The sequence below is a fragment of the Variovorax sp. 10N432 genome, from assembly GCF_056394465.1.
The window spans coordinates 117,097-135,085 of the sequence record NZ_JBFTHX010000006.1 but is presented as its reverse complement, the minus strand read 5'-3'; the positions used below and the strand labels follow the sequence as shown (position 1 = coordinate 135,085).

Here is a 17,989-nt window from a genome sequence, read left to right as displayed (position 1 = left end):
CCATGACCGACGACACCGCCCCTTCTCACGTTCGCCTGCAGGCCGTCGCCGGGCCGGGTCAGCCTGACCCAACCCCGGCGCTGGAAGCGCTCTATCGCGGCTTCGAGGCCGAGCTCCTCGTGCCGCTCTGGACCGAGATCGGCGACCTGATGCCGAAGCATCCGCGCAGCAAGGCGATGCCGCACCTCTGGCGCTGGGACCGGCTGCTGGAACTCGCCGGTGAGGCCGGGCGCATCGTGCCCGTGGGCCGCGGCGGCGAGCGGCGTGCCATCGCGCTGGCCAATCCCGGGCTGGGTGGCCGCCCCTTCGCGACGCCGACCCTGTGGGCCGCCATCCAGTACCTGATGCCGGGCGAGAACGCGCCCGAGCATCGCCATACGCAGCATGCGTTCCGGTTCGTCGTCGAAGGCGAAGGCGTCTGGACCGTGGTCAACGGCGACCCCGTGCGCATGTCGCGCGGCGACTTCCTGCCGCAGGCCGGCTGGAACTGGCATTCGCATCACAACGCAGCCACCGCGCCCATGGCGTGGATCGACGGCCTCGACATCCCGTTCTCCTACCTCACGGAGTCCCAATTCTTCGAGTTCGGACGCGAGCGGGTCGCCAGCACCGAGATGGGAACGCCCGATCGGTCGCGCTCCGAGCGCCTCTGGGGCCATCCCGGACTGCGCCCCCTGTCGCAGCCCGAGGCGCCAAGCGCCACGCCGCTCCTGGCCTATCGTTGGGTGGACACCGATCGGGCACTGGCCGATCAGCTCGTGCTCGAGGCCGAGGGCCACGCCGGCACCGTGAGCCCCGGCCATGCGGCGGTGCGCTTCACCAATCCGAGCACCGGCCGTGATGTGCTGCCGACGATCCGGACGGAAATGCACCGCATCAAGTCCGGCGCCAGCACGTTGAAGCGCCAGGAAGTCGGCTCTTCGGTGTTCCAGGTGTTCGAGGGCAGCGGCACGGTGAAGGTCGGTGAGCGCGTCTGGTCGGTGAAGCGCGGCGACATGTTCGTCGTGCCGTCATGGGCGCCCTTCAGCGCCCAGTGCGACCCCGCTCACGTCTGCCTCGACCTCTTCCGGTTCAGCGATTCCCCGATCTTCGAGGCGCTGAACGCCCACCGCGCGACCACGATCGACGGCGAGTAGTCGTGGCCCGGCCGGCCCGCGGCCCATCAGTGGCCCAGTGCCTCCACCCGCAGCCCGACGATCGCGCCAGCCACCGACGGATGCCCCTGCAGCGCACGCACCGCCAGGTCCACCGCCCCCTGCGCCGCCGCATCCGTCAACACCAGCGCCTGCGGGCCATGGCCTGCCCGCGCGCTGGCCAGCAGCAACCGGCGCACGGGCACGCCCTGCGCCGCCAGCAAGGCCCCCACCGCCTCGACCTGCGATGCGGCCTGCAGCGGCACCCGCAGGTAGTGCGCGCTGCACACGGCTGCGCGCGGCAGCACCGGCAGCGCCGTCATCGCATGGGCATGAAAACCCAGGTGCGGCACGCGCTGCGCCGCATGGGTGCCGTCCAGCCGCGCCACGTCGACCAGGTCGGCGATCACGGCCGATGCGGTCTGCTCCGATCCGGCGCCCGCGCCGTAGTACATCGTGAGTCCCGCCGCATCGGCCTTGACCATGATTGCGTTCATCGACCCATCGACCTGTGCCATCAGGTGCGCAGCGGGCACCAGCGCCGGCTGCACGCGCAGCTCCACGCCATCCCCCCGGCGTCGCGCGATCCCCAGCAGCTTCACCCGATAGCCCAGTTGCTCCGCGCCGGCCACGTCCTGCGCCTGCAGGGCAGCGATGCCCTCGACCTGCGCATCCGCGAAACGCAGCGGCATGCCGAAGGCATTGGCGGCCAGCAGCGTGAGCTTGTGGGCGGCGTCGACACCCTCGATGTCGAAGCTCGGATCAGCCTCGGCGTAGCCCAGCGCCTGCGCCTGCGCGAGCGCGCTGCCGAAGTCGATGCCCTCGTCACGCATCTTGCTGAGGATGAAATTGGTGGTGCCGTTGATGATGCCCGCCACCCATTCGATCCGATTCGCCGTCAGGCCCTCGCGCAGCGCCTTGATGATCGGGATGCTCACGGCCACGGCCGCTTCATAGGCCACGCTGACGCCGCGCTGCCGAGCGGCGGCGAAGATCTCGCCGCCATGCACCGCGAGCAGCGCCTTGTTGGCCGTGACCACGTGCTTGCCGTGGGCGATGGCCGCCAGCACCCAGTCGCGCGCCGGCCCGGTCCCGCCGGCCACTTCCACCACGACGTCCACATCGGGATGGGTCGCGACCTCCAGCGGGTCGGCGGTCAATGCGGCCTTGCCATCGACGATGGCCGCGGCCCGCACGAGGTTGCGGGCCGCGACGATCACCACCTCGATCCCTCGCCCCGCCCGCCCGGCGATCTCGGCCCGGTTGCGCGCCAGCACCCGGAAGGTGCCCGAGCCCACGGTGCCGATGCCGATCATGCCGACGCGCAGGGGACGGGTCGCCGCGGGAAGGCGGCTGCGGGACTCACACTCGAAGGACTGGACTGGATCGCGGTACATGAAGATCTCCGGACGGACGAACAAACAAAAAACCCAGCTGCCAGAGCTGGGTCGGATTCGTTCGGGGGAGAGCGAGAACACCAGGTGGCTGCCGAAACGGCCACCTGCGCGTGCTCAGGTGGCCGCGGTGGTAATGGTGGTAATCATTCGTGAACCCAATGCCCCGTTCGCCCGCGTGAAGGCAGGCGACATCATGCGGCCCATGAGGGCGGCGCTCGATGCGGCAGGGATGAATTGGCACGACATGGGCGGTCAGTGTACAGGAGCCCGCGCCACCGACCTCCTCCGCACCAAACAGGCGAGCGCTGCGCCACATCGGCGCACGGTGCCCGGCTTCCAGGTCCGATCACGCGCGCTTTCCCCGCAGAAGCACGCCCCGCGAGGGCAAAAACCGCAGGCACGGTTGTTGCTTGAACTTCTTCGCTGTTCCGCCGACACCGTTGTCGCGGATTTTTGCAGTGCCTCCGCTAACGATGGCGAGGGATCCGAGTGAACCGAAAGCAACGACGCCGCCGGTTCGCCTGTTCCAACCCAAGTCGCATCCGTTCCACGCGGGGGCCCGCTGCCATCGGCTGAGCTACAGCCAGTCATGGTCGCCTGCACCCCGTCAGGGGCGGTTGCGTGCAGGATCCGACATGAAAATCGCAGTGATTGGCCACGGCATGGTGGGCCACAAGTTTCTCGAGCAACTCCACGAACTCGGGCTCTCGCAGGCGCAGGTCACCGTGCTCTGCGAGGAGCCTCGCCCGGCCTACGACCGGGTGCACCTGTCCGAGTTCTTCGCCGGCAAGACCGCCGAGGACCTGTCCCTGGTCGAGCCGGGCTTCTTCGAGCGCACCGGCTTCAGCCTGAAGCTGGCGGCCAGGGCCGTGGCCATCGAGCGGCGCAACAACACCCTCACCACGGCCGACGGCGAAGTGGTGCACTACGACAAGCTGGTGCTGGCCACCGGCTCGGCGCCCTTCGTGCCGGCGGTGCCGGGCCGCGACCGCCCCCACTGCTTCGTCTACCGCACCATCGAGGACCTCGAGGCCATGAAGGCCAGCGGCGCCCGCTCGAAGAGCGGCGTGGTGGTGGGCGGCGGCCTGCTGGGCCTCGAATGCGCCAAGGCGCTGCGCGACATGGGCCTCGAGACCCATGTCGTCGAGTTCTCGCCGCGGCTGATGGCGGTCCAGGTCGACGAGGGCGGCGGACGGGCACTGCGCAGCAGCATCGAGGGCCTGGGCCTGCACGTGCACACCGGCCGCAACACGGTCGAGATCACCGACGGCGCGAGCGCGCGCCACCGCATGGTGTTCGCCGACGGCACCCACCTGGAAACCGACATGATCGTGTTCTCGGCCGGCATCCGGCCGCGCGACGAACTCGCGCGCCAGTGCCTGCTGGCGGTCGGCCCGCGCGGCGGCGTGGCGATCGACAGCCACTGCCGCACCAGCGACCGCAATGTCTACGCGATCGGCGAATGCGCCGCGTGGAACGAGCAGACCTTCGGCCTGGTCGCGCCGGGCTACGACATGGCCCGCGTGGCCGCCCGGCACATCGCCGGCCAGGACGACGCCGCCTTCACCGGCGCCGACATGAGCACCAAGCTCAAGCTGATGGGCGTCGACGTCGCCAGCATCGGCGACGCCCACGGCAAGACGCCCAGGTCGCGTGCCTACCAGTACGTCAACGAGCACAAGCAGATCTACAAGAAGATCGTGGTCAGCGAGGACGGCAAGCAGCTGCTGGGCGCGGTGCTGGTCGGCGATGCCACCGAGTACGGCACCTTGCTGCAGATGGCGCTGAACGGCATCACGCTCCCGCCCGACCCGGAATTCCTGATCCTGCCTTCGAGCGATGGCAAGGCCAAGCCTGGCCTCGGCGTGGATTCGCTGCCCGACAGCGCCCAGATCTGCTCGTGCAACAGCGTCACCAAGGGACAGATCTGCGCGGCCGTCGGCGAAGGCGCCTGCACCACCGCCGAACTCAAGGCCTGCACCAAGGCCGGCGCCACCTGCGGCGGCTGCGTGCCGCTGGTCACGCAGGTGATGAAGGCCGAGATGGCCAAGCGCGGGCTGGCGGTCGACAACCACCTCTGTGAGCACTTCGCCTATTCGCGTCAGGAACTCTATCACCTGATCCGCGTCGGCGAGATCCGCAGCTTCGAGGACCTGCTGGCCAGGCATGGCAAGGGCCTGGGCTGCGCGGTCTGCAAGCCCACCGCCGCCAGCATCTTCGCGTCGTGCTGGAACGAGTTCGTGCTCAAGAAGGACCTGGCCCCACTGCAGGACAGCAATGACTACTTCCTCGGCAACATCCAGAAGGACGGCAGCTACTCGGTGGTGCCGCGCATGCCCGGCGGCGAGGTCACGCCCGAAGGGCTGATCGCGGTCGGCCAGGTGGCGAAGAAGTACGGCCTCTACACCAAGATCACCGGCGGGCAGCGGGTCGACCTGTTCGGCGCCCGGGTCGAGCAGCTGCCGCCGATCTGGGAGGAACTGATCGCGGCCGGCTTCGAATCGGGCCATGCCTACGGCAAGTCGCTGCGCACCGTGAAGAGCTGCGTCGGCTCGACCTGGTGCCGCTTCGGCGTGGCCGACAGCGTGGGCCTGGCGGTCGAGCTGGAGAACCGCTACAAGGGCCTGCGGGCACCGCACAAGATCAAGTTCGGCGTCTCGGGCTGTACCCGCGAATGCGCCGAGGCGCAGGGCAAGGACGTCGGCATCATCGCCACCGAGCGCGGCTGGAACCTCTACGTCTGCGGCAACGGCGGCATGAAGCCGCGCCATGCCGAACTGATCGCCTCCGACCTGGGCAAGGAAGAGCTGGTCCGGCTGATCGATCGCTTCCTGATGTTCTACGTCCGCACCGCCGACCGCCTGCAGCGCACCAGCACCTGGCGCGACAACCTGGAGGGCGGCCTCGACTACCTGAAGGGCGTGCTGATCGAGGACACGCTGGGCCTCGGCGCCGAACTCGAAGCGCAGATGCAGCAGGTGGTCGATACCTACCAGTGCGAGTGGAAGACGGCGGTGAACGACCCGGTCACGCGCGCGCGCTTCCGCTCCTTCGTCAACAGCGAGAAGCCGGACGAGCACATCGTCTTCGTGCAGGAACGCGGCCAGATCCGGCCGGCCCGCGGCGAAGAACGCGCCGATGCCGATGCCGCCACCGCCTGAACAACTGAGGACCTTCGATATGACCACCAACGAATCACGCCATTGGACCGCCGTCTGCGCCGACGGCGACATCCTGCCCGATACCGGCGTCTGCGCCCTCGTCGAGGGCGTGCATGTCGCGATCTTCCGGGTCGGCCGGCAGCAGGCGCTCTATGCCATCGACAACGTCGACCCGAAGGCGGGCGCCAGCGTGCTCTCGCGCGGGCTGGTGGGCAGCATCGGCGAACGCATCGTCGTCGCCTCGCCGCTCTACAAGAACCACTTCGACCTGCAGAGCGGCGAATGCATCGAGGCGCCCGAGCACTCGGTGCGCGCCCATGCGGTGCGCGTGCAGGAAGGCCGCGTGCTGGTCGCGCTCGCCTGATCCCCACCGCCTCGCAGCTTCACGACTTTTCAAATTTCCAAGGAATCCCCATGGCCTACCTAGCCCCTGCCGAGTTCGTGACCAAGATGGTCGATGCCGGCGAATCCAAGCTGCTGATGTCGACCCGCGACACGCTGATCCGCGCCTACATGGCCGGCGCCATCCTGGCGCTGGCGGCGGCCTTCGCCGTGACCGTGTCCGTCAACACCGGCAACGCGCTGGTCGGCGCGATGCTGTTCCCGGTCGGCTTCATCATGCTGTACCTGATGGGCTTCGACCTGCTGACCGGCGTCTTCACGCTGGTGCCGCTGGCCGTGCTCGACAAGCGCCCCGGCGCCACCTGGCGCGGCTGCCTGCGCAACTGGGGGCTGGTGTTCGTCGGCAACTTCGCCGGCGCGCTGACGGTCGCGGTCTTCATGGCGATCATCTTCACCTTCGGCTTCAGCGAGGCGCCCAATGCAGTCGGCGAGAAGCTCGGCCACATCGGCGAAGGCCGCACCCTGGGCTATGCCGCGCACGGCGCCGCCGGCATGCTGACCTTGTTCATCCGCGGCGTGATGTGCAACTGGATGGTGTCGACCGGGGTGGTCGCCGCGATGATGTCGACCACGGTGTCCGGCAAGGCCATCGGCATGTGGATGCCGGTGATGGTCTTCTTCTACATGGGCTTCGAGCATTCGATCGTCAACATGTTCCTGTTTCCCACCGGCCTGCTGCTGGGCGGCAAGTTCACGCTGATGGACTACCTGATCTGGAACGAGATCCCGACCGTGCTGGGCAACCTGGTCGGTGGCCTGACCTTCGTCGGCGCGACCCTGTACGCGACCCACTACAAGACGGCGCCGAAGCGGGTCGTGGGCTGAGCGCAGCGCCTTCATGGGCAGCGCCTTGCGCGTGACGCTCGGCCAGCATTCGCTGGCCGGGCCGGGGCCGGTCAACCAGGATTTCCACGGCGCCATGCTGCCGGAAGGATCGCTGCGGACGACCAAGGGCATCGCGATCGCGATCGCCGACGGGATCGGCTCCAGCCGCGTCAGCCAGGTCGCCAGCGCGGCGGCGGTGCGCGGCTTCCTCGACGACTACTACGCCACCTCCGAGGCATGGTCGGTGCGCCGCTCGGCCCAGCGGGTGCTGGGCGCCACCAACGCCTGGCTGCATGCCCAGACCCAGCGCAGCGACGCCCGCTTCGACAAGGACAGCGGCTACGTCTGCACCTTCAGCGCACTGGTCCTCAAGGGCCGCGACGTGCACCTGCTGCACGTCGGCGACGCGCGAATCTACCGCCTGCATCCGCAAGCCCTGGAGCAGCTCACGGAAGACCACCGGGTCCACCTGTCGTCGGTCGAGTCGTACCTGGCGCGCGCCCTGGGGGCGGGCCCCAGCGTGGAGATCGACTACCGCTGCTGGGAAGCGGAAGTCGGCGAGGTCTACCTGCTGGCCACGGATGGCGCCTGGGCCGGCCTCGACGCCCGGACGGTGCACCACGCACTGGCCCGCTGCGGCGACGACCTCGACGAAGCCGCCCGCCTGCTGGCGTCGAACGCGCGGGGCGGCGACGACCGCACGGTCCAGCTGCTGCGCATCGACGAACTCCCGGCGGCGGACGCCGCGCAGCTGCAGTCGCAGCGCCAGGCGCTGGCGATCCCGCCCGCGCTCGCCCCGCGGGCGCGCTTCGAGGGCTTCACCCTGGTGCGCGAGCTTCAGGTCAGTGCGCGCAGCCACGTGCACCTGGCGCTGGACGACGCCCGCGGGCACCCCGTGGTGCTCAAGCTTCCGTCGGTCGACCTGCGCGACGACCCCGACTACCTGGACCGCTTCGTCCTCGAGGAATGGGTGGCACGGCGGGTCGACAGCCCCCACGTCGTCAAGGCCGGCACGATCGAGCGCGTGCGCGGGCACCTGTTCGTCGCCATGGAGTACGTCGATGGCCAGACGCTGGCGCAATGGATGGTCGACCATCACAGGCCTTCGCTGGACAGCGTGCGCAGCATCGTCGAGCAGCTGGCCAAGGGGCTGCAGGCGCTGCATGGCAAGGAGATGCTGCACCAGGACATCCGGCCCGAGAACGTGATGATCGATCGCGCCGGCACCGTGAAGATCATCGACCTGGCATCGACGCACGTGGCGGGCCTGGCCGACAGCGGCCGGGAGCGGCGCGCGCTCGCCATCGCCGGCACCTTGCAGTACACCGCGCCGGAGTACTTCATCGGCCAGGGCGGCAGCATCCGCTCCGACCTGTTCTCGCTGGCCGTGATCGTCTACCAGATGCTGACCAAGCAATTGCCGTACGGCCTGCACGCTTCACGCGTTCGGTCGGCCGCCGACGCGAAGCGCCTGCGCTACGTGCCGCTGCGCCACTTCCGGCCCGACCTGCCGGCCTGGGTCGATGCGGTGCTGCAGAAGGCGCTGCACCCGGACCCTGCCCGGCGCCAGCAGGCGGTGTCCGAGTTCGCGCATGATCTGAAGGCGCCGGGACCGGAGTTCCTGCGGCCACGGAGTTCGCCGCTGATCGAGCGGCATCCGGTGCGCTTCTGGCAATGCGCCACCGCGCTGCTGGGCGTGGTCACGGTCGTCCTGCTGGGGCTGCTGGTGGGCGGGAAGTGAATGGATCGCCCGGCGCAGTTCAGTCAGCAGGAGTGACAAACACAGGCCTCGCCGTGCGCCGCCGACACCAGCTCGCTCAAGATGCCGCACTCCTGGGTGGCGTGAGGCTGCGAGCAGCGACCGCGCAGCACGGTCAGCTGCTTCTCCAAGGCCTTGAGGCTCTTCAGCCGGGCGCGCACGCGCTCGATCTGCTCGTCGACCAGTTGGTTGATGTCGGCGCAATCCTGCTGTGGCGTCGCCGCGAAATCCAGCAGCCTCTTGATGTCGCTCAAGGGAATGTCCAGCGCCCGGCAATGGCGCACGAAGGACAGGCCCTCCAGGTGCGCCTGCCCGTAGGCCCGGTAGCCGTTGGGCTGGCGCGCCGGCGCCGCCAGCAGGCCTGCCCGTTCGTAGAAGCGGATGGTGCCGACGTCGACACCGGTTGCATTGCTCAGGTCGCCGATCTTCATGGTGTCGTGAGATTAAGCGAAGACATGCTCCATTTTTCCAATAATGGCGTCAACCATAGGGACGTTGGGGCGGGGCCATGCGTTTTCAATCGCCCTGGACGGCGATCGGAATCGTGAATCTGAACAGGGCACCGCCGCCGGCCCGATGCGAAGCCCAGAGCCTGCCGCCGTGCGCCTCGATCAGCTTGCGGCAGATGGCCAGGCCAACGCCCAGTCCACTCGCCTTGGTCGAGTAGAAGGATTCGAAGATCCGCTCCAGATCGCCGTTGGCGATGCCGATGCCGGTGTCCGCGACCTCCACCTGGATCTCGTCGCCCTCGTTGCGCGTGACGGAAACGCCGATGGCGCGCTCGCCGCTGCCACTCCCGATCGCATCCATCGCATTGCGCAGCAGATTGAGCACCACTTGCTGCAGATGAATCTCGTCGACGATGACCGGCGGCAGCCGGCTCGCCTCCGACAGGCGGATCTCGATGTCGCGCAGGTCGCAGTCCATCTTCACCATGCCGATGCATTCGGCGATGGCGCGATGGATGTCGATCAGCTTCGGTTCCAGTTCGTGCCGCTGCACCATGTCGCGCATGCGTGTCACCACCTCGCCGGCACGCGTGGCCTGCCCGATGACCTTGTCCAGGAGTTCCGACACCCGCGTCATGTCGGGCGCGGACTCGCCGGCGCGCCGGCGTGCCGCCAGCGCATAGTTCTCGATGGCGCCGAGCGGCTGGGTGATCTCGTGGGCCAGCGCGACCGACATTTCGCCCGCCGTATGGACCCGCACGAGATGCGCCAGCCGTTCACGCCAATGTGCCGCCTCGACCTCCGCGGCAAGCTTGCGGCGTTCGGCCGTGTCGCGTGCATGCAGGCTGCCGAACACTTCGGCCAGCAGGCTGACGCCGGGCATCAGCGCCTCCGGCCATTCCTGCGCGCGCTGCGTGCTGGCGATGGCCAAGGCGCCCGTGACCCCGACCGGCACGGAGATCGGCACCACCAGCAGCGAGCGCACCCCGGAGGCCTGCAGTGCAGCGCGATCGCCGTCGGCTTCGGGCGGCAGTTCGCCCACCCGAGCCAGGCGCACGATGTTTCCCGCCGCCAGTCGATGCATGATCCAGGGAAGATCGGCTGGTTCGCCCAGGGTCGAAGGCGGCACGAAGCCATCGGCATGCCAGCGTTGGACCGCGCGAAACATGAGGTCGCCGGATCCGCGATCCCAGAGGCCGACGCGCTCGGCCTCCATGAACTGTCCGATCTCGCGCAAGCCGATTCCGATCGCGACTTCCGACTTCCCGGGCTCGGCCAGCACCAGGGACGCCAGGATGCTGCTGGCCAGTCGCTCGAAACCGATCGCATGGTCGAGCTGCTCCTGCGCATGCTTGCGTGCGAGGGCGCTGCCGAAGACATTCGCCAGCAGCCGCATGCGATTCAGAAGATCTTCCGACCAGCGGCGCTCCGCGCGCACGCAACCGAAGCTCAGCGCGCCATGCAATTCGCCCGCCACGATGATCGGCATCGTCACGTGCGATTTGAGGCCGATGCTGCGCAAGGTTTCCTTGTCGACGGTGGCATCGGGCGGAAGGTCGTCGAGACGCTCGAACACGACCGGCCTGTTGGCCATCATCATTTCGAGAGACCAGGGAGCGAATTCGCGCGCCGACACATTCGTCATGGCGGGCCCGATGCCTTCCGCCGCGAACGAATGGGTGACCTGCATCCGCCCGCTCAAGGGAAAGACCCGACTGAGGGTGGATCGATCGATGCCGAGCGTCGAGACGATGCGCGCCAGGCTGTCGTGGATGGCACCGTCGATTTCGCCGGGGCACAGGGCGATGAATCTCGCCGACAGATCCGACAGGAGCCGTTCGAAGCTCAGGAGGTCGTGCATGGAGACCGGCGCCGGCCCTTGCACCCGGGCCGCGGTCGGTGTCCCCAAGACAGTGGATGGTCGCGCAGCCATGGACGGCGTTCCTAGTCGGCGTGAAAGCCCGATGCCTTCACGATGGGCGCCCAGCGCGCAATGTCGGCATCCAGGGTCGCTGCGAGCTCGTCCGACGAAGTGCCGGTGAGTTCGAAACCCAACTCGGCGAGCCTGGCGGCCGCCTGCGGCGAATGCACGATCGTCGCGAACATCGTCGACCATCGATCGACGACCGTCTTCGGTGTTCCCCGAGGGGCGAAAATGCCGACCCAGCCGATGGCCTGGACCGACGGATAGCCTTGCTCGATGAATGTCGGCACATCCGGCAGCTGCGCCAGGCGCTGGGTGCCCGACACCGCGATGATCCGAAACCTGTGCGCGCGATGCATCTCGATCAGGTCGGAGACCGACGAGATGCCGGCGGGAATATGGCCCGCGACGAGATCGACCGTCATCGGCCCGGCACCCTTGTAAGGCACGGGTTTCAAGACGATGCCCGCCTCCTGCGCAATCATGACGCCGAGAAACTGAGCCAGGCTTCCGGTGGAGCCCATGCCGTAGAACGATTCGGTCGGATGGTCCCTTGCCCAGGCCACGAAGCCGGCCACCGAGGTCGCGGGATGGTCCTGCGAAACCGCAAGCGCCAAGGGGTATGCCGCGATCTGCGAGACCGGCGCGAAGTCGTGCACCGCGTCGTAGTGGACATCCTTGAAGATCAGCGGCGCCAGGACCGGCACGACGAAGGGAAAGAGCGCCATGGTCTTGCCGTCGGGCGGCGCGTTCTTCAGCACCATGGCGCCGATGCGGCCGCTCGCGCCCGGCTTTTCCTCGACATGGATGTGGGCGCCATAGTCGGCGTTCGCACGTTCCGCCAGGTAGAGCGCCAGCGCCGTGGCGGAACCGCCTTCGAAGGGCACCAGGAACCTGATCGGGCCGCCGTCGTCGGCCCGCGAAACGGCAGCCAGGCAGACGCCCGTTGCAAGAGTGAGGATCCTCAGGATCTTGGCCAGCCGCATGGCCGCTCCTTCGAAAATGCGCTTGCCCGATGGCCGAACCCGAACCCGCCGGCAGCGACTTCCGATCCGTCCGCCAGGGGCGGAGTATGACACTCGCGACGCCCGAGCGAGACCGGAGGTCCTGGAACCCCAGCCTGGCAGTGGCGGCACCGACCAAGCACGTACGTGGCTGGAAAGACCCCGCCAGGGGCGATTCAGCGATTCAATCCATCCGGTGCAGGGCGCACTTTCCGCTGGAGGTGGTGTCATGTCATTCATCGAATTCGTGCATCGGGCCATCGACCTCCTTCCCGTGCTCGCGAGGTTCGCGATCATGATGGCGCTGATCCTCGCCATTCCGCGGATCGCGCGCGCCCTTCGTATTCCGGTGGTGGTGGGCTTGCTGCTGAGCGGCGTGCTGCTCGGGCCGCACATGCTCGATGTCTTCCCACGAGACCACCCCGTCGCCGAATTCTTCTCCGACCTCGGGATGTTGCTGCTGATGTTCTTCGCCGGCTGGGAAATCGACCTGGAACTGTTCCGCCAGAAGATCTTCCGCTCGCTCGTGTTCGGCCTCGCCACGACCGCCCTTCCGCTGGTCTTCGGCACCCTGGCGGCGCGGTGGCTCGGCTATCCCGTGCTGCCGGCGATCGTCGTCGGCTCGCTCCTCGCCTCGCACACGCTCCTGGCCCTGCCGATCGTCACCGCGCTGGGTGTCCAGCGCCAGGAAGCCATCGTTGTGGCCATCGGCGCCACCATGATGTCGGACACGCTGTCGCTGCTCGTGTTCGCCGTCTGCGTGCCGATGTACGTCAGCGGCTTCTCGGCCTCCGCCCTCGTCATCCAGGTCGCCGAGATCGTTGCGTTCGTCGTCTTCGTGCTGGCCGGGTTGAGTCGCGCGGCCGGCTACGTCCTGCACAAGGTGGAGAACGACGAAGAGACCTATTTCGTGCTGATGCTCGGCATTCTCGCGGTGACGGCGCTGCTCGCGCAGTACATCAACCTGCCCGGCATCGTCGGCACGTTCATGGCGGGTCTGGCGGTCAACGCGGCCGTGAAGGACAAGCCGGCCAAGAGCAAGCTGGAGTTCATGGGCACGACGCTGTTCATCCCGATCTTCTTCGTCGTCACCGGCTTCCTGATCGATCCGCTGGCGTTGGCCCGCAGCCTGTCGGAGGACGCGCTGCTCGCGGGCGGCATCATCGCCGCCCTGCTGCTGGGCAAGTGGATCGCGGCGCAGTCCTGCGGCCGCGCCTTCGGCTATGCGCCGGCCGCCCGCAGGACGATGTGGGCATTGACCCTGCCCCAGGTTGCCGCGACGCTGGCGGCCGCCCTGGTGGCGACCAAGACATTCAACGCCGCCGGCCAACCATTGCTCGACACCCGGATGTTCAACGGCGTCCTGATCATGGTGCTGGTCACGTCCATCCTCGGGCCGCTGCTGGTGCAGCGATTCGCCCCGGCGATGGCCGGCAGCGCAACCCGCGTCCGGGCGGTGCGCGGCTCGGCCGGATGAGGACGATCGGCGGCGCACACCCGTGCCACGTACGTGGCGCTACGTGGCCGCAGGACTGGATTTGTCCGGCCGCCGTGCGCACAATGCCTCCTCGCAGCGCGCAACCATGCGAAACGGATCTCCATGCAAGACCCTTCCTCAGCCACGCCGACCCACTCGACCCGAGGCGCGGCCGCGCTGGCGCAGAAGTCCTCCAGCGAGCTGGCGCTGTTCAACACCGAACTGGCGATCGATCGCACCCTGATGGCCGCGGACCGCTCGTTGATGGCATGGGTGAGGACCGCGCTGTCCATGATCAGCTTCGGCTTCACGATCTACAAGGTTCTCGAGAGCATCCGTGAACAGAGCGCGGCCTTGCCGCCCAGCCACGTGCCGCGCGACATGGGGCTGTTCCTCACCGGCCTCGGAACGGTGGCGATGCTGATGGGCGTGGTCGAGTACTGGTACCGGATCAGGAAGCTTCGCGAAGCCAAGAGCTTCCGCATCTTCCAGCCCTCTTTCGTCATGGCGCTGATCATGGCGGTCACGGGCCTGTGCGCTTTCATGGGCATCAGCTTCAGGGTGCTTTGAGGCGGAGGACTCATGGTCGATCTTCCGATGGATTTCCTCACCCGCACCTGGGCCGACATCACGAGCGGCCGGCATGCGCCGCTGGCATTCCGCTTCATCCTGCAGCCGGCGGTGGCGGCCTTCCTGGCGTACCGGGCCGGCAGGCGGGATGCACTGGACGGACGCCCGCTCTACTTCATGGCACTGGTACGCGACCGCACGCAGCGCAGAGCCTTGATCCGCGAGGGCTGGGGACATGTCAGCAAGGTGTTCATCGTGGCGGTCGTGATGGACGCGATCTACCAGTTCGTCGCGATGCGCTGGGTCTATCCGGGCGAGGCGCTGATGGTGGCTCTCGTGCTCGCGGTGGTTCCCTACCTGCTGTTTCGCAGCCTGGTGAACTGGATGCTGCGCCGCACCCGGTCCCGATGACCAGGGCGCCCTACCCGCCCGGCCGCTCGAGGCTGAGACGTATCAACTCGGTCATCGAACTCACGCCCAGCTTCTCGAGCAGCCTGCTGCGATGCTGTTCGACGGTCCGGTGGCTGATGTCCAGCTCCTTGGCGATGAGCTTGCTCGGCAATCCCTTCAGCGCGAGCTGCATCACCTCGCGTTCACGGTCGGTCAGGGCCTCGATCCGCTTGTCGAGGTCGTTGTGCCCATCGTCCACGGGCGTGCGAAGCTTCGCATCCCGGCGCAAGGCCTCGTCGATCGCATCGAGCAGCTGCTGCTCGCGGTACGGCTTCTGCACGAAGTCCACGGCGCCATCCTTGACCGCCTTGACGGCCATCGCGATGTCGCCGTGACCGCTGATGAACACGATGGGAATGCGGGCACCGATCGCCGCCAGCCGTTCCTGCAGCGCCAAGCCGCTCATGCGCGCCATGCGCACGTCCAGCACCAGGCAGCCGGGACGTGAGGCGTCGAACACCTCGAGGAAGGCAAGGGCCGAGCTGAAGGTCTCGGTGGCGAGGCCGACCGAGCTCACCAGTTCCCGCACGGAGTCGCGATAGGCCTCGTCGTCATCGATGATGAATACGGTGGGGTCCGGCATCTCGACAGTCTAGCGAATCGGCCGCGTCGTGTTGCCGCATCAGGCCGTCACTGCGTCAGGGGCCTGGAGCCGTCCGCAGGCAGGACGATCGTCGAGTCGCCGTCCGGCGAAGTCACCGTGTCGGAGTCGCTCAAGGGCGGCGGCGCGCCTTGCGGAACGACCACGACGGCGCGACCGCCGGGCGACGTGACATCGTCCAGGGGCGGCAGTCCGCGTTGGGCCCGGTCCCACGTCATGCCCGCATCGCGCACGCAGGCATCGCGTTGCGGGCGCGGCAGATGTCCGTCATTGCAGTCCGCGAGCGTGCGCTCGTAGCGCGCCCGGGCCGCGTCGAGGCCGGACGATTGCGCGATCGCGGCAGCGCACGCCGCAAGGGCGACGCAAGAGATCGCCGCATGCATGGGGCTGGGGGTCATGGTGCTGCTCCTCGGTGGGGTGACGGGAGATCCGGCGTGAGGCGAGTCGGGCGAACTGGTCTGAATTGTCCGGCAGGCAGTACCCTTTGACCAGCCCGGGCCCGACGCCGGAGGCCCGCTTGACCTTGTAGTGGGTATAGGGTGTGAAATACCCTCGAAAGCGACAACGAGATGGCCCAACACCACCACCACCCCCACGCGCCGGCGGCCGCAGCGGATGCCTGCTGCGCCGCCCCGCCACTCAGCGCGCCCGACCCCACGCGGGTCGAACCCGGCGACGCGCCGAACACCTTCCGCATCGCCACCATGGACTGCACGGTCGAAGAGTCCGAGATTCGCCGGCTGGTGGAGCCGATCGCCGGTATTCGGGGGCTGCATTTCCGCCTCGGCCAGCGGACGCTGCGCATCGACGGCACCGACGCCGCGGTGCCGCTCGCGCTGGCGGCCATTCGCAAGGCCGGCTTCGTGCCCGAACCGCTGGATGTCGCGGCCCAATCCGCGCCATCGCCCGATGGCGCCCTGCACGCGCACGGCGCGAGCCCCGGCCACCTGCGGCTCGCGGCCGCCCTCGCGCTGGCGGCCGCCGCCGAGGCGATCTCCTTCCTCGCCCCCGACATCCTGGCCTGGAAGGCCGCCGGCATGGCGGTCGCGGCGGCGGCGATCTGGCTGGCCGGCCTCGAGACCTACGCCAAGGGCCTGAGCGCCCTGCGGCACGGCAAGCTCAACATCAACGCCCTGATGTCGGTCGCGGTCACCGGCGCCTTCGTCATCGGCCAATGGCCGGAAGCCGCCATGGTGATGGCCCTGTACGCCATTGCCGAGCTGATCGAGGCGCGGGCGGTCGACCGCGCCCGCAACGCGATCAAGGGCCTGGTCGATCTCGCGCCCGCCGACGCCGAGGTGGCGCAGCCCGACGGCAGCTGGCGCCGCGTGCCGGCGACCGGGATCGCCATCGGCGCGATCGCCCGCGTCAAGCCCGGCGAGCGCGTGGTGCTCGACGGCATGGTCACGCGCGGCCACAGCACAATCGACCAGGCGCCCGTCACCGGCGAGAGCATTCCGGCCGACAAGGAGCCGGGCAGCCCGGTCTTCGCCGGCACGATCAACCAGAACGGCGAGCTCGAGTTCCGCGTCACCGCGACGGCCAGCGACTCGACGCTGGCGCGCATCATCCATGCCGTCGAGGAAGCGCAAGGCACGCGGGCCCCGACCCAGCGCTTCGTCGATCGCTTCGCCGCCATCTACACGCCCACCGTTTTCGCCATCGCGCTGGCGGTGGCGGTGCTGCCGCCGCTGCTGCTGGGCTGGCCCTGGCTGGCCGCCGTCTACAAGGCGCTGGTGCTGCTGGTGATCGCCTGCCCTTGCGCGCTTGTCATCTCCACCCCCGTCACGGTGGTCAGCGGGCTGGCGGCCGCCGCGCGGCGCGGCATCCTCATCAAGGGCGGCAGCCACCTCGAACACGCCCGCCTGCTGAAGGCCGTGGCACTCGACAAGACCGGCACCCTGACCGAAGGCAAGCCCAGGCTGGTGGCTTTCACGGCCTGGCGCGAGGCCGACGAGCGCCAGGCACGGCAGTGGGCCAAGAGCCTGGCGGCGCGCTCCGACCATCCGGTGTCGGCCGCGATCGCCCTGGGCATCGAAGACGACGCACTGGCGGTGGACGGATTCAAGGCCTTGCTCGGCCGCGGCGTCGAGGGGGTGGTCGAGGGCCGCACGATGGTCCTCGGCAACCATCGCCTGATCAGCGAACGCGGCCAGGCCGACCCGGCGCTCGAAGCCGAACTGGCGGCCCACGAAGCCCAGGGCCGCACCGTCACCCTGCTGGCGGACGAGGGCGGCGTGCTGGCGGTGTTCGCGGTGGCCGACACGATCAAGCCCGGTTCGGTGCGGGCCATCGCCGCGCTGCGGGCCCTCGGCGTCACCCCGGTCATGCTGACCGGAGACAACCAGGCGACCGCCCTCGCGCTCGGGCGCGAGGCCGGGATCGACGATGCCCGCGGCGGCCTGCTGCCGGAAGACAAGCTGGCGGCCATCCGGGGCATGCGCCAGCGCTACGGCCCGACGGCCATGACCGGCGACGGCATCAACGACGCGCCGGCCCTGGCGCAGGCCGACATCGGCTTCGCGATGGGCGGCGCCGGCACCGACACCGCCGTGGAGGCAGCCGACGTCGTGATCATGAACGACGACCTCGGCCGGATCGCCGAGACGATCCGCCTGTCGCGCCGCACGCACGCGGTGCTGTGGCAGAACATCTCGCTCGCGCTCGGCATCAAGGCGGTCTTCTTCGTGCTGGCGGTGTTCGGCAGTGCGACCATGTGGATGGCCGTCTTCGCCGACATGGGCGCGAGCCTGCTGGTGGTGGCCAACGGGCTGCGGCTGCTGCGCGGCGTGCGCCCGCCTCTTCGTTCTCCTTGACACCCTTCAGGATTCGAAAGC

At 68.6% G+C, this 17,989-nt stretch carries 16 protein-coding genes; 10 read left to right on the top strand and 6 right to left on the bottom strand.

Going from position 1 to position 17,989, the window contains the following annotated elements; all coding sequences use genetic code 11:
- Positions 1–2: 2 nt before the first annotated feature.
- Positions 3–1,136, top strand: a complete 1,134-nt coding sequence (locus tag AC1DF3_RS09695; protein WP_478139499.1) for a cupin domain-containing protein — start codon at positions 3–5, stop codon at positions 1,134–1,136.
- Between the two features lie 26 nt (positions 1,137–1,162).
- Here the strand turns inward: AC1DF3_RS09695 and AC1DF3_RS09690 are convergent, their stop codons facing one another.
- Positions 1,163–2,530 carry a homoserine dehydrogenase gene (locus AC1DF3_RS09690; RefSeq protein WP_478139498.1) on the bottom strand — a complete coding sequence of 456 codons (1,368 nt, stop codon included), beginning with the start codon at positions 2,528–2,530 and terminating at the stop codon, positions 1,163–1,165.
- On the opposite strand from AC1DF3_RS09690, the gene AC1DF3_RS09685 reads away from it, so the two are divergent.
- The 5 genes from AC1DF3_RS09685 to AC1DF3_RS09665 all read left to right on the top strand — a co-directional run bounded on the left by AC1DF3_RS09685 (position 2,529) and on the right by AC1DF3_RS09665 (position 8,659).
- Positions 2,529–3,023, top strand: coding sequence for a hypothetical protein (locus tag AC1DF3_RS09685; protein WP_286531052.1), 495 nt, complete (start codon positions 2,529–2,531; stop codon positions 3,021–3,023). The two genes, AC1DF3_RS09690 and AC1DF3_RS09685, sit on opposite strands and share 2 nt — an antisense overlap.
- Before the next feature lie 142 nt (positions 3,024–3,165).
- Positions 3,166–5,691, top strand: a complete 2,526-nt coding sequence (nirB, locus tag AC1DF3_RS09680; RefSeq protein ID WP_478139497.1) for a nitrite reductase large subunit NirB — start codon at positions 3,166–3,168, stop codon at positions 5,689–5,691.
- A 19-nt stretch (positions 5,692–5,710) separates the two neighbouring features.
- Positions 5,711–6,055 carry a nitrite reductase small subunit NirD gene (nirD, locus tag AC1DF3_RS09675; RefSeq protein WP_286520365.1) on the top strand — a complete coding sequence of 115 codons (345 nt, stop codon included), beginning with the start codon at positions 5,711–5,713 and terminating at the stop codon, positions 6,053–6,055.
- Positions 6,056–6,105: 50 nt separating this feature from the next.
- Positions 6,106–6,918 carry a formate/nitrite transporter family protein gene (locus AC1DF3_RS09670; protein WP_286531049.1) on the top strand — a complete coding sequence of 271 codons (813 nt, stop codon included), beginning with the start codon at positions 6,106–6,108 and terminating at the stop codon, positions 6,916–6,918.
- Positions 6,919–6,931: 13 nt separating this feature from the next.
- A complete protein-coding gene (locus tag AC1DF3_RS09665) occupies positions 6,932–8,659 on the top strand; it encodes a bifunctional protein-serine/threonine kinase/phosphatase (RefSeq protein ID WP_478139496.1) in 1,728 nt (575 codons plus the stop codon).
- Between the two features lie 23 nt (positions 8,660–8,682).
- Here the strand turns inward: AC1DF3_RS09665 and AC1DF3_RS09660 are convergent, their stop codons facing one another.
- The 3 genes from AC1DF3_RS09660 to AC1DF3_RS09650 form a co-directional block, all read right to left on the bottom strand.
- Positions 8,683–9,108: a Cd(II)/Pb(II)-responsive transcriptional regulator gene (locus AC1DF3_RS09660; RefSeq protein ID WP_286531046.1), complete on the bottom strand. Its 426-nt coding sequence runs from the start codon at positions 9,106–9,108 to the stop codon at positions 8,683–8,685.
- A gap of 85 nt (positions 9,109–9,193) precedes the next feature.
- Positions 9,194–10,987, bottom strand: coding sequence for an ATP-binding protein (locus tag AC1DF3_RS09655; RefSeq protein WP_478139495.1), 1,794 nt, complete (start codon positions 10,985–10,987; stop codon positions 9,194–9,196).
- A gap of 83 nt (positions 10,988–11,070) precedes the next feature.
- Positions 11,071–12,036, bottom strand: coding sequence for a tripartite tricarboxylate transporter substrate-binding protein (locus tag AC1DF3_RS09650; RefSeq protein ID WP_478139494.1), 966 nt, complete (start codon positions 12,034–12,036; stop codon positions 11,071–11,073).
- Between the two features lie 247 nt (positions 12,037–12,283).
- On the opposite strand from AC1DF3_RS09650, the gene AC1DF3_RS09645 reads away from it, so the two are divergent.
- The 3 genes from AC1DF3_RS09645 to AC1DF3_RS09635 all read left to right on the top strand — a co-directional run bounded on the left by AC1DF3_RS09645 (position 12,284) and on the right by AC1DF3_RS09635 (position 14,512).
- A complete protein-coding gene (locus AC1DF3_RS09645; RefSeq protein WP_478139493.1) occupies positions 12,284–13,531 on the top strand; it encodes a cation:proton antiporter in 1,248 nt (415 codons plus the stop codon).
- Between the two features lie 123 nt (positions 13,532–13,654).
- Positions 13,655–14,101, top strand: coding sequence for a YidH family protein (locus AC1DF3_RS09640; protein WP_286531040.1), 447 nt, complete (start codon positions 13,655–13,657; stop codon positions 14,099–14,101).
- Between the two features lie 12 nt (positions 14,102–14,113).
- Entirely contained in the window at positions 14,114–14,512 is a 399-nt protein-coding gene (locus tag AC1DF3_RS09635) for a hypothetical protein (protein WP_286531039.1), read from the top strand.
- A gap of 10 nt (positions 14,513–14,522) precedes the next feature.
- Here the strand turns inward: AC1DF3_RS09635 and AC1DF3_RS09630 are convergent, their stop codons facing one another.
- Both AC1DF3_RS09630 and AC1DF3_RS09625 read right to left on the bottom strand, forming a co-directional pair.
- Positions 14,523–15,134, bottom strand: a complete 612-nt coding sequence (locus tag AC1DF3_RS09630; RefSeq protein WP_478139492.1) for a response regulator transcription factor — start codon at positions 15,132–15,134, stop codon at positions 14,523–14,525.
- A gap of 47 nt (positions 15,135–15,181) precedes the next feature.
- Complete coding sequence (locus tag AC1DF3_RS09625; protein WP_478139491.1) at positions 15,182–15,550, bottom strand: hypothetical protein; 369 nt, start codon at positions 15,548–15,550, stop codon at positions 15,182–15,184.
- Positions 15,551–15,721: 171 nt separating this feature from the next.
- Between AC1DF3_RS09625 and AC1DF3_RS09620 the strand changes: the two genes are divergently transcribed.
- Positions 15,722–17,968: a heavy metal translocating P-type ATPase gene (locus AC1DF3_RS09620; RefSeq protein ID WP_478139490.1), complete on the top strand. Its 2,247-nt coding sequence runs from the start codon at positions 15,722–15,724 to the stop codon at positions 17,966–17,968.
- The last annotated feature ends 21 nt before the right edge of the window (positions 17,969–17,989 follow it).

Excerpts from the sequence above, each read along its gene's own strand:
- AC1DF3_RS09655 (WP_478139495.1), bottom strand. The coding sequence starts at position 10,987 with ATGCACGACCTCCTGAGCTTCGAACGGCTCCTGTCGGATCTGTCGGCG.
- AC1DF3_RS09625 (WP_478139491.1), bottom strand. The coding sequence starts at position 15,550 with ATGACCCCCAGCCCCATGCATGCGGCGATCTCTTGCGTCGCCCTTGCG.
- AC1DF3_RS09695 (WP_478139499.1), top strand. The coding sequence starts at position 3 with ATGACCGACGACACCGCCCCTTCTCACGTTCGCCTGCAGGCCGTCGCC.
- nirD (WP_286520365.1), top strand. The coding sequence starts at position 5,711 with ATGACCACCAACGAATCACGCCATTGGACCGCCGTCTGCGCCGACGGC.
- nirB (WP_478139497.1), top strand. The coding sequence starts at position 3,166 with ATGAAAATCGCAGTGATTGGCCACGGCATGGTGGGCCACAAGTTTCTC.
- AC1DF3_RS09685 (WP_286531052.1), top strand. The coding sequence starts at position 2,529 with ATGAAGATCTCCGGACGGACGAACAAACAAAAAACCCAGCTGCCAGAG.
- AC1DF3_RS09650 (WP_478139494.1), bottom strand. The coding sequence starts at position 12,036 with ATGCGGCTGGCCAAGATCCTGAGGATCCTCACTCTTGCAACGGGCGTC.
- AC1DF3_RS09645 (WP_478139493.1), top strand. The coding sequence starts at position 12,284 with ATGTCATTCATCGAATTCGTGCATCGGGCCATCGACCTCCTTCCCGTG.
- AC1DF3_RS09635 (WP_286531039.1), top strand. The coding sequence starts at position 14,114 with ATGGTCGATCTTCCGATGGATTTCCTCACCCGCACCTGGGCCGACATC.
- AC1DF3_RS09620 (WP_478139490.1), top strand. The coding sequence starts at position 15,722 with ATGGCCCAACACCACCACCACCCCCACGCGCCGGCGGCCGCAGCGGAT.
- AC1DF3_RS09670 (WP_286531049.1), top strand. The coding sequence starts at position 6,106 with ATGGCCTACCTAGCCCCTGCCGAGTTCGTGACCAAGATGGTCGATGCC.
- AC1DF3_RS09640 (WP_286531040.1), top strand. The coding sequence starts at position 13,655 with ATGCAAGACCCTTCCTCAGCCACGCCGACCCACTCGACCCGAGGCGCG.
- AC1DF3_RS09630 (WP_478139492.1), bottom strand. The coding sequence starts at position 15,134 with ATGCCGGACCCCACCGTATTCATCATCGATGACGACGAGGCCTATCGC.
- AC1DF3_RS09660 (WP_286531046.1), bottom strand. The coding sequence starts at position 9,108 with ATGAAGATCGGCGACCTGAGCAATGCAACCGGTGTCGACGTCGGCACC.
- AC1DF3_RS09690 (WP_478139498.1), bottom strand. The coding sequence starts at position 2,530 with ATGTACCGCGATCCAGTCCAGTCCTTCGAGTGTGAGTCCCGCAGCCGC.
- AC1DF3_RS09665 (WP_478139496.1), top strand. The coding sequence starts at position 6,932 with ATGGGCAGCGCCTTGCGCGTGACGCTCGGCCAGCATTCGCTGGCCGGG.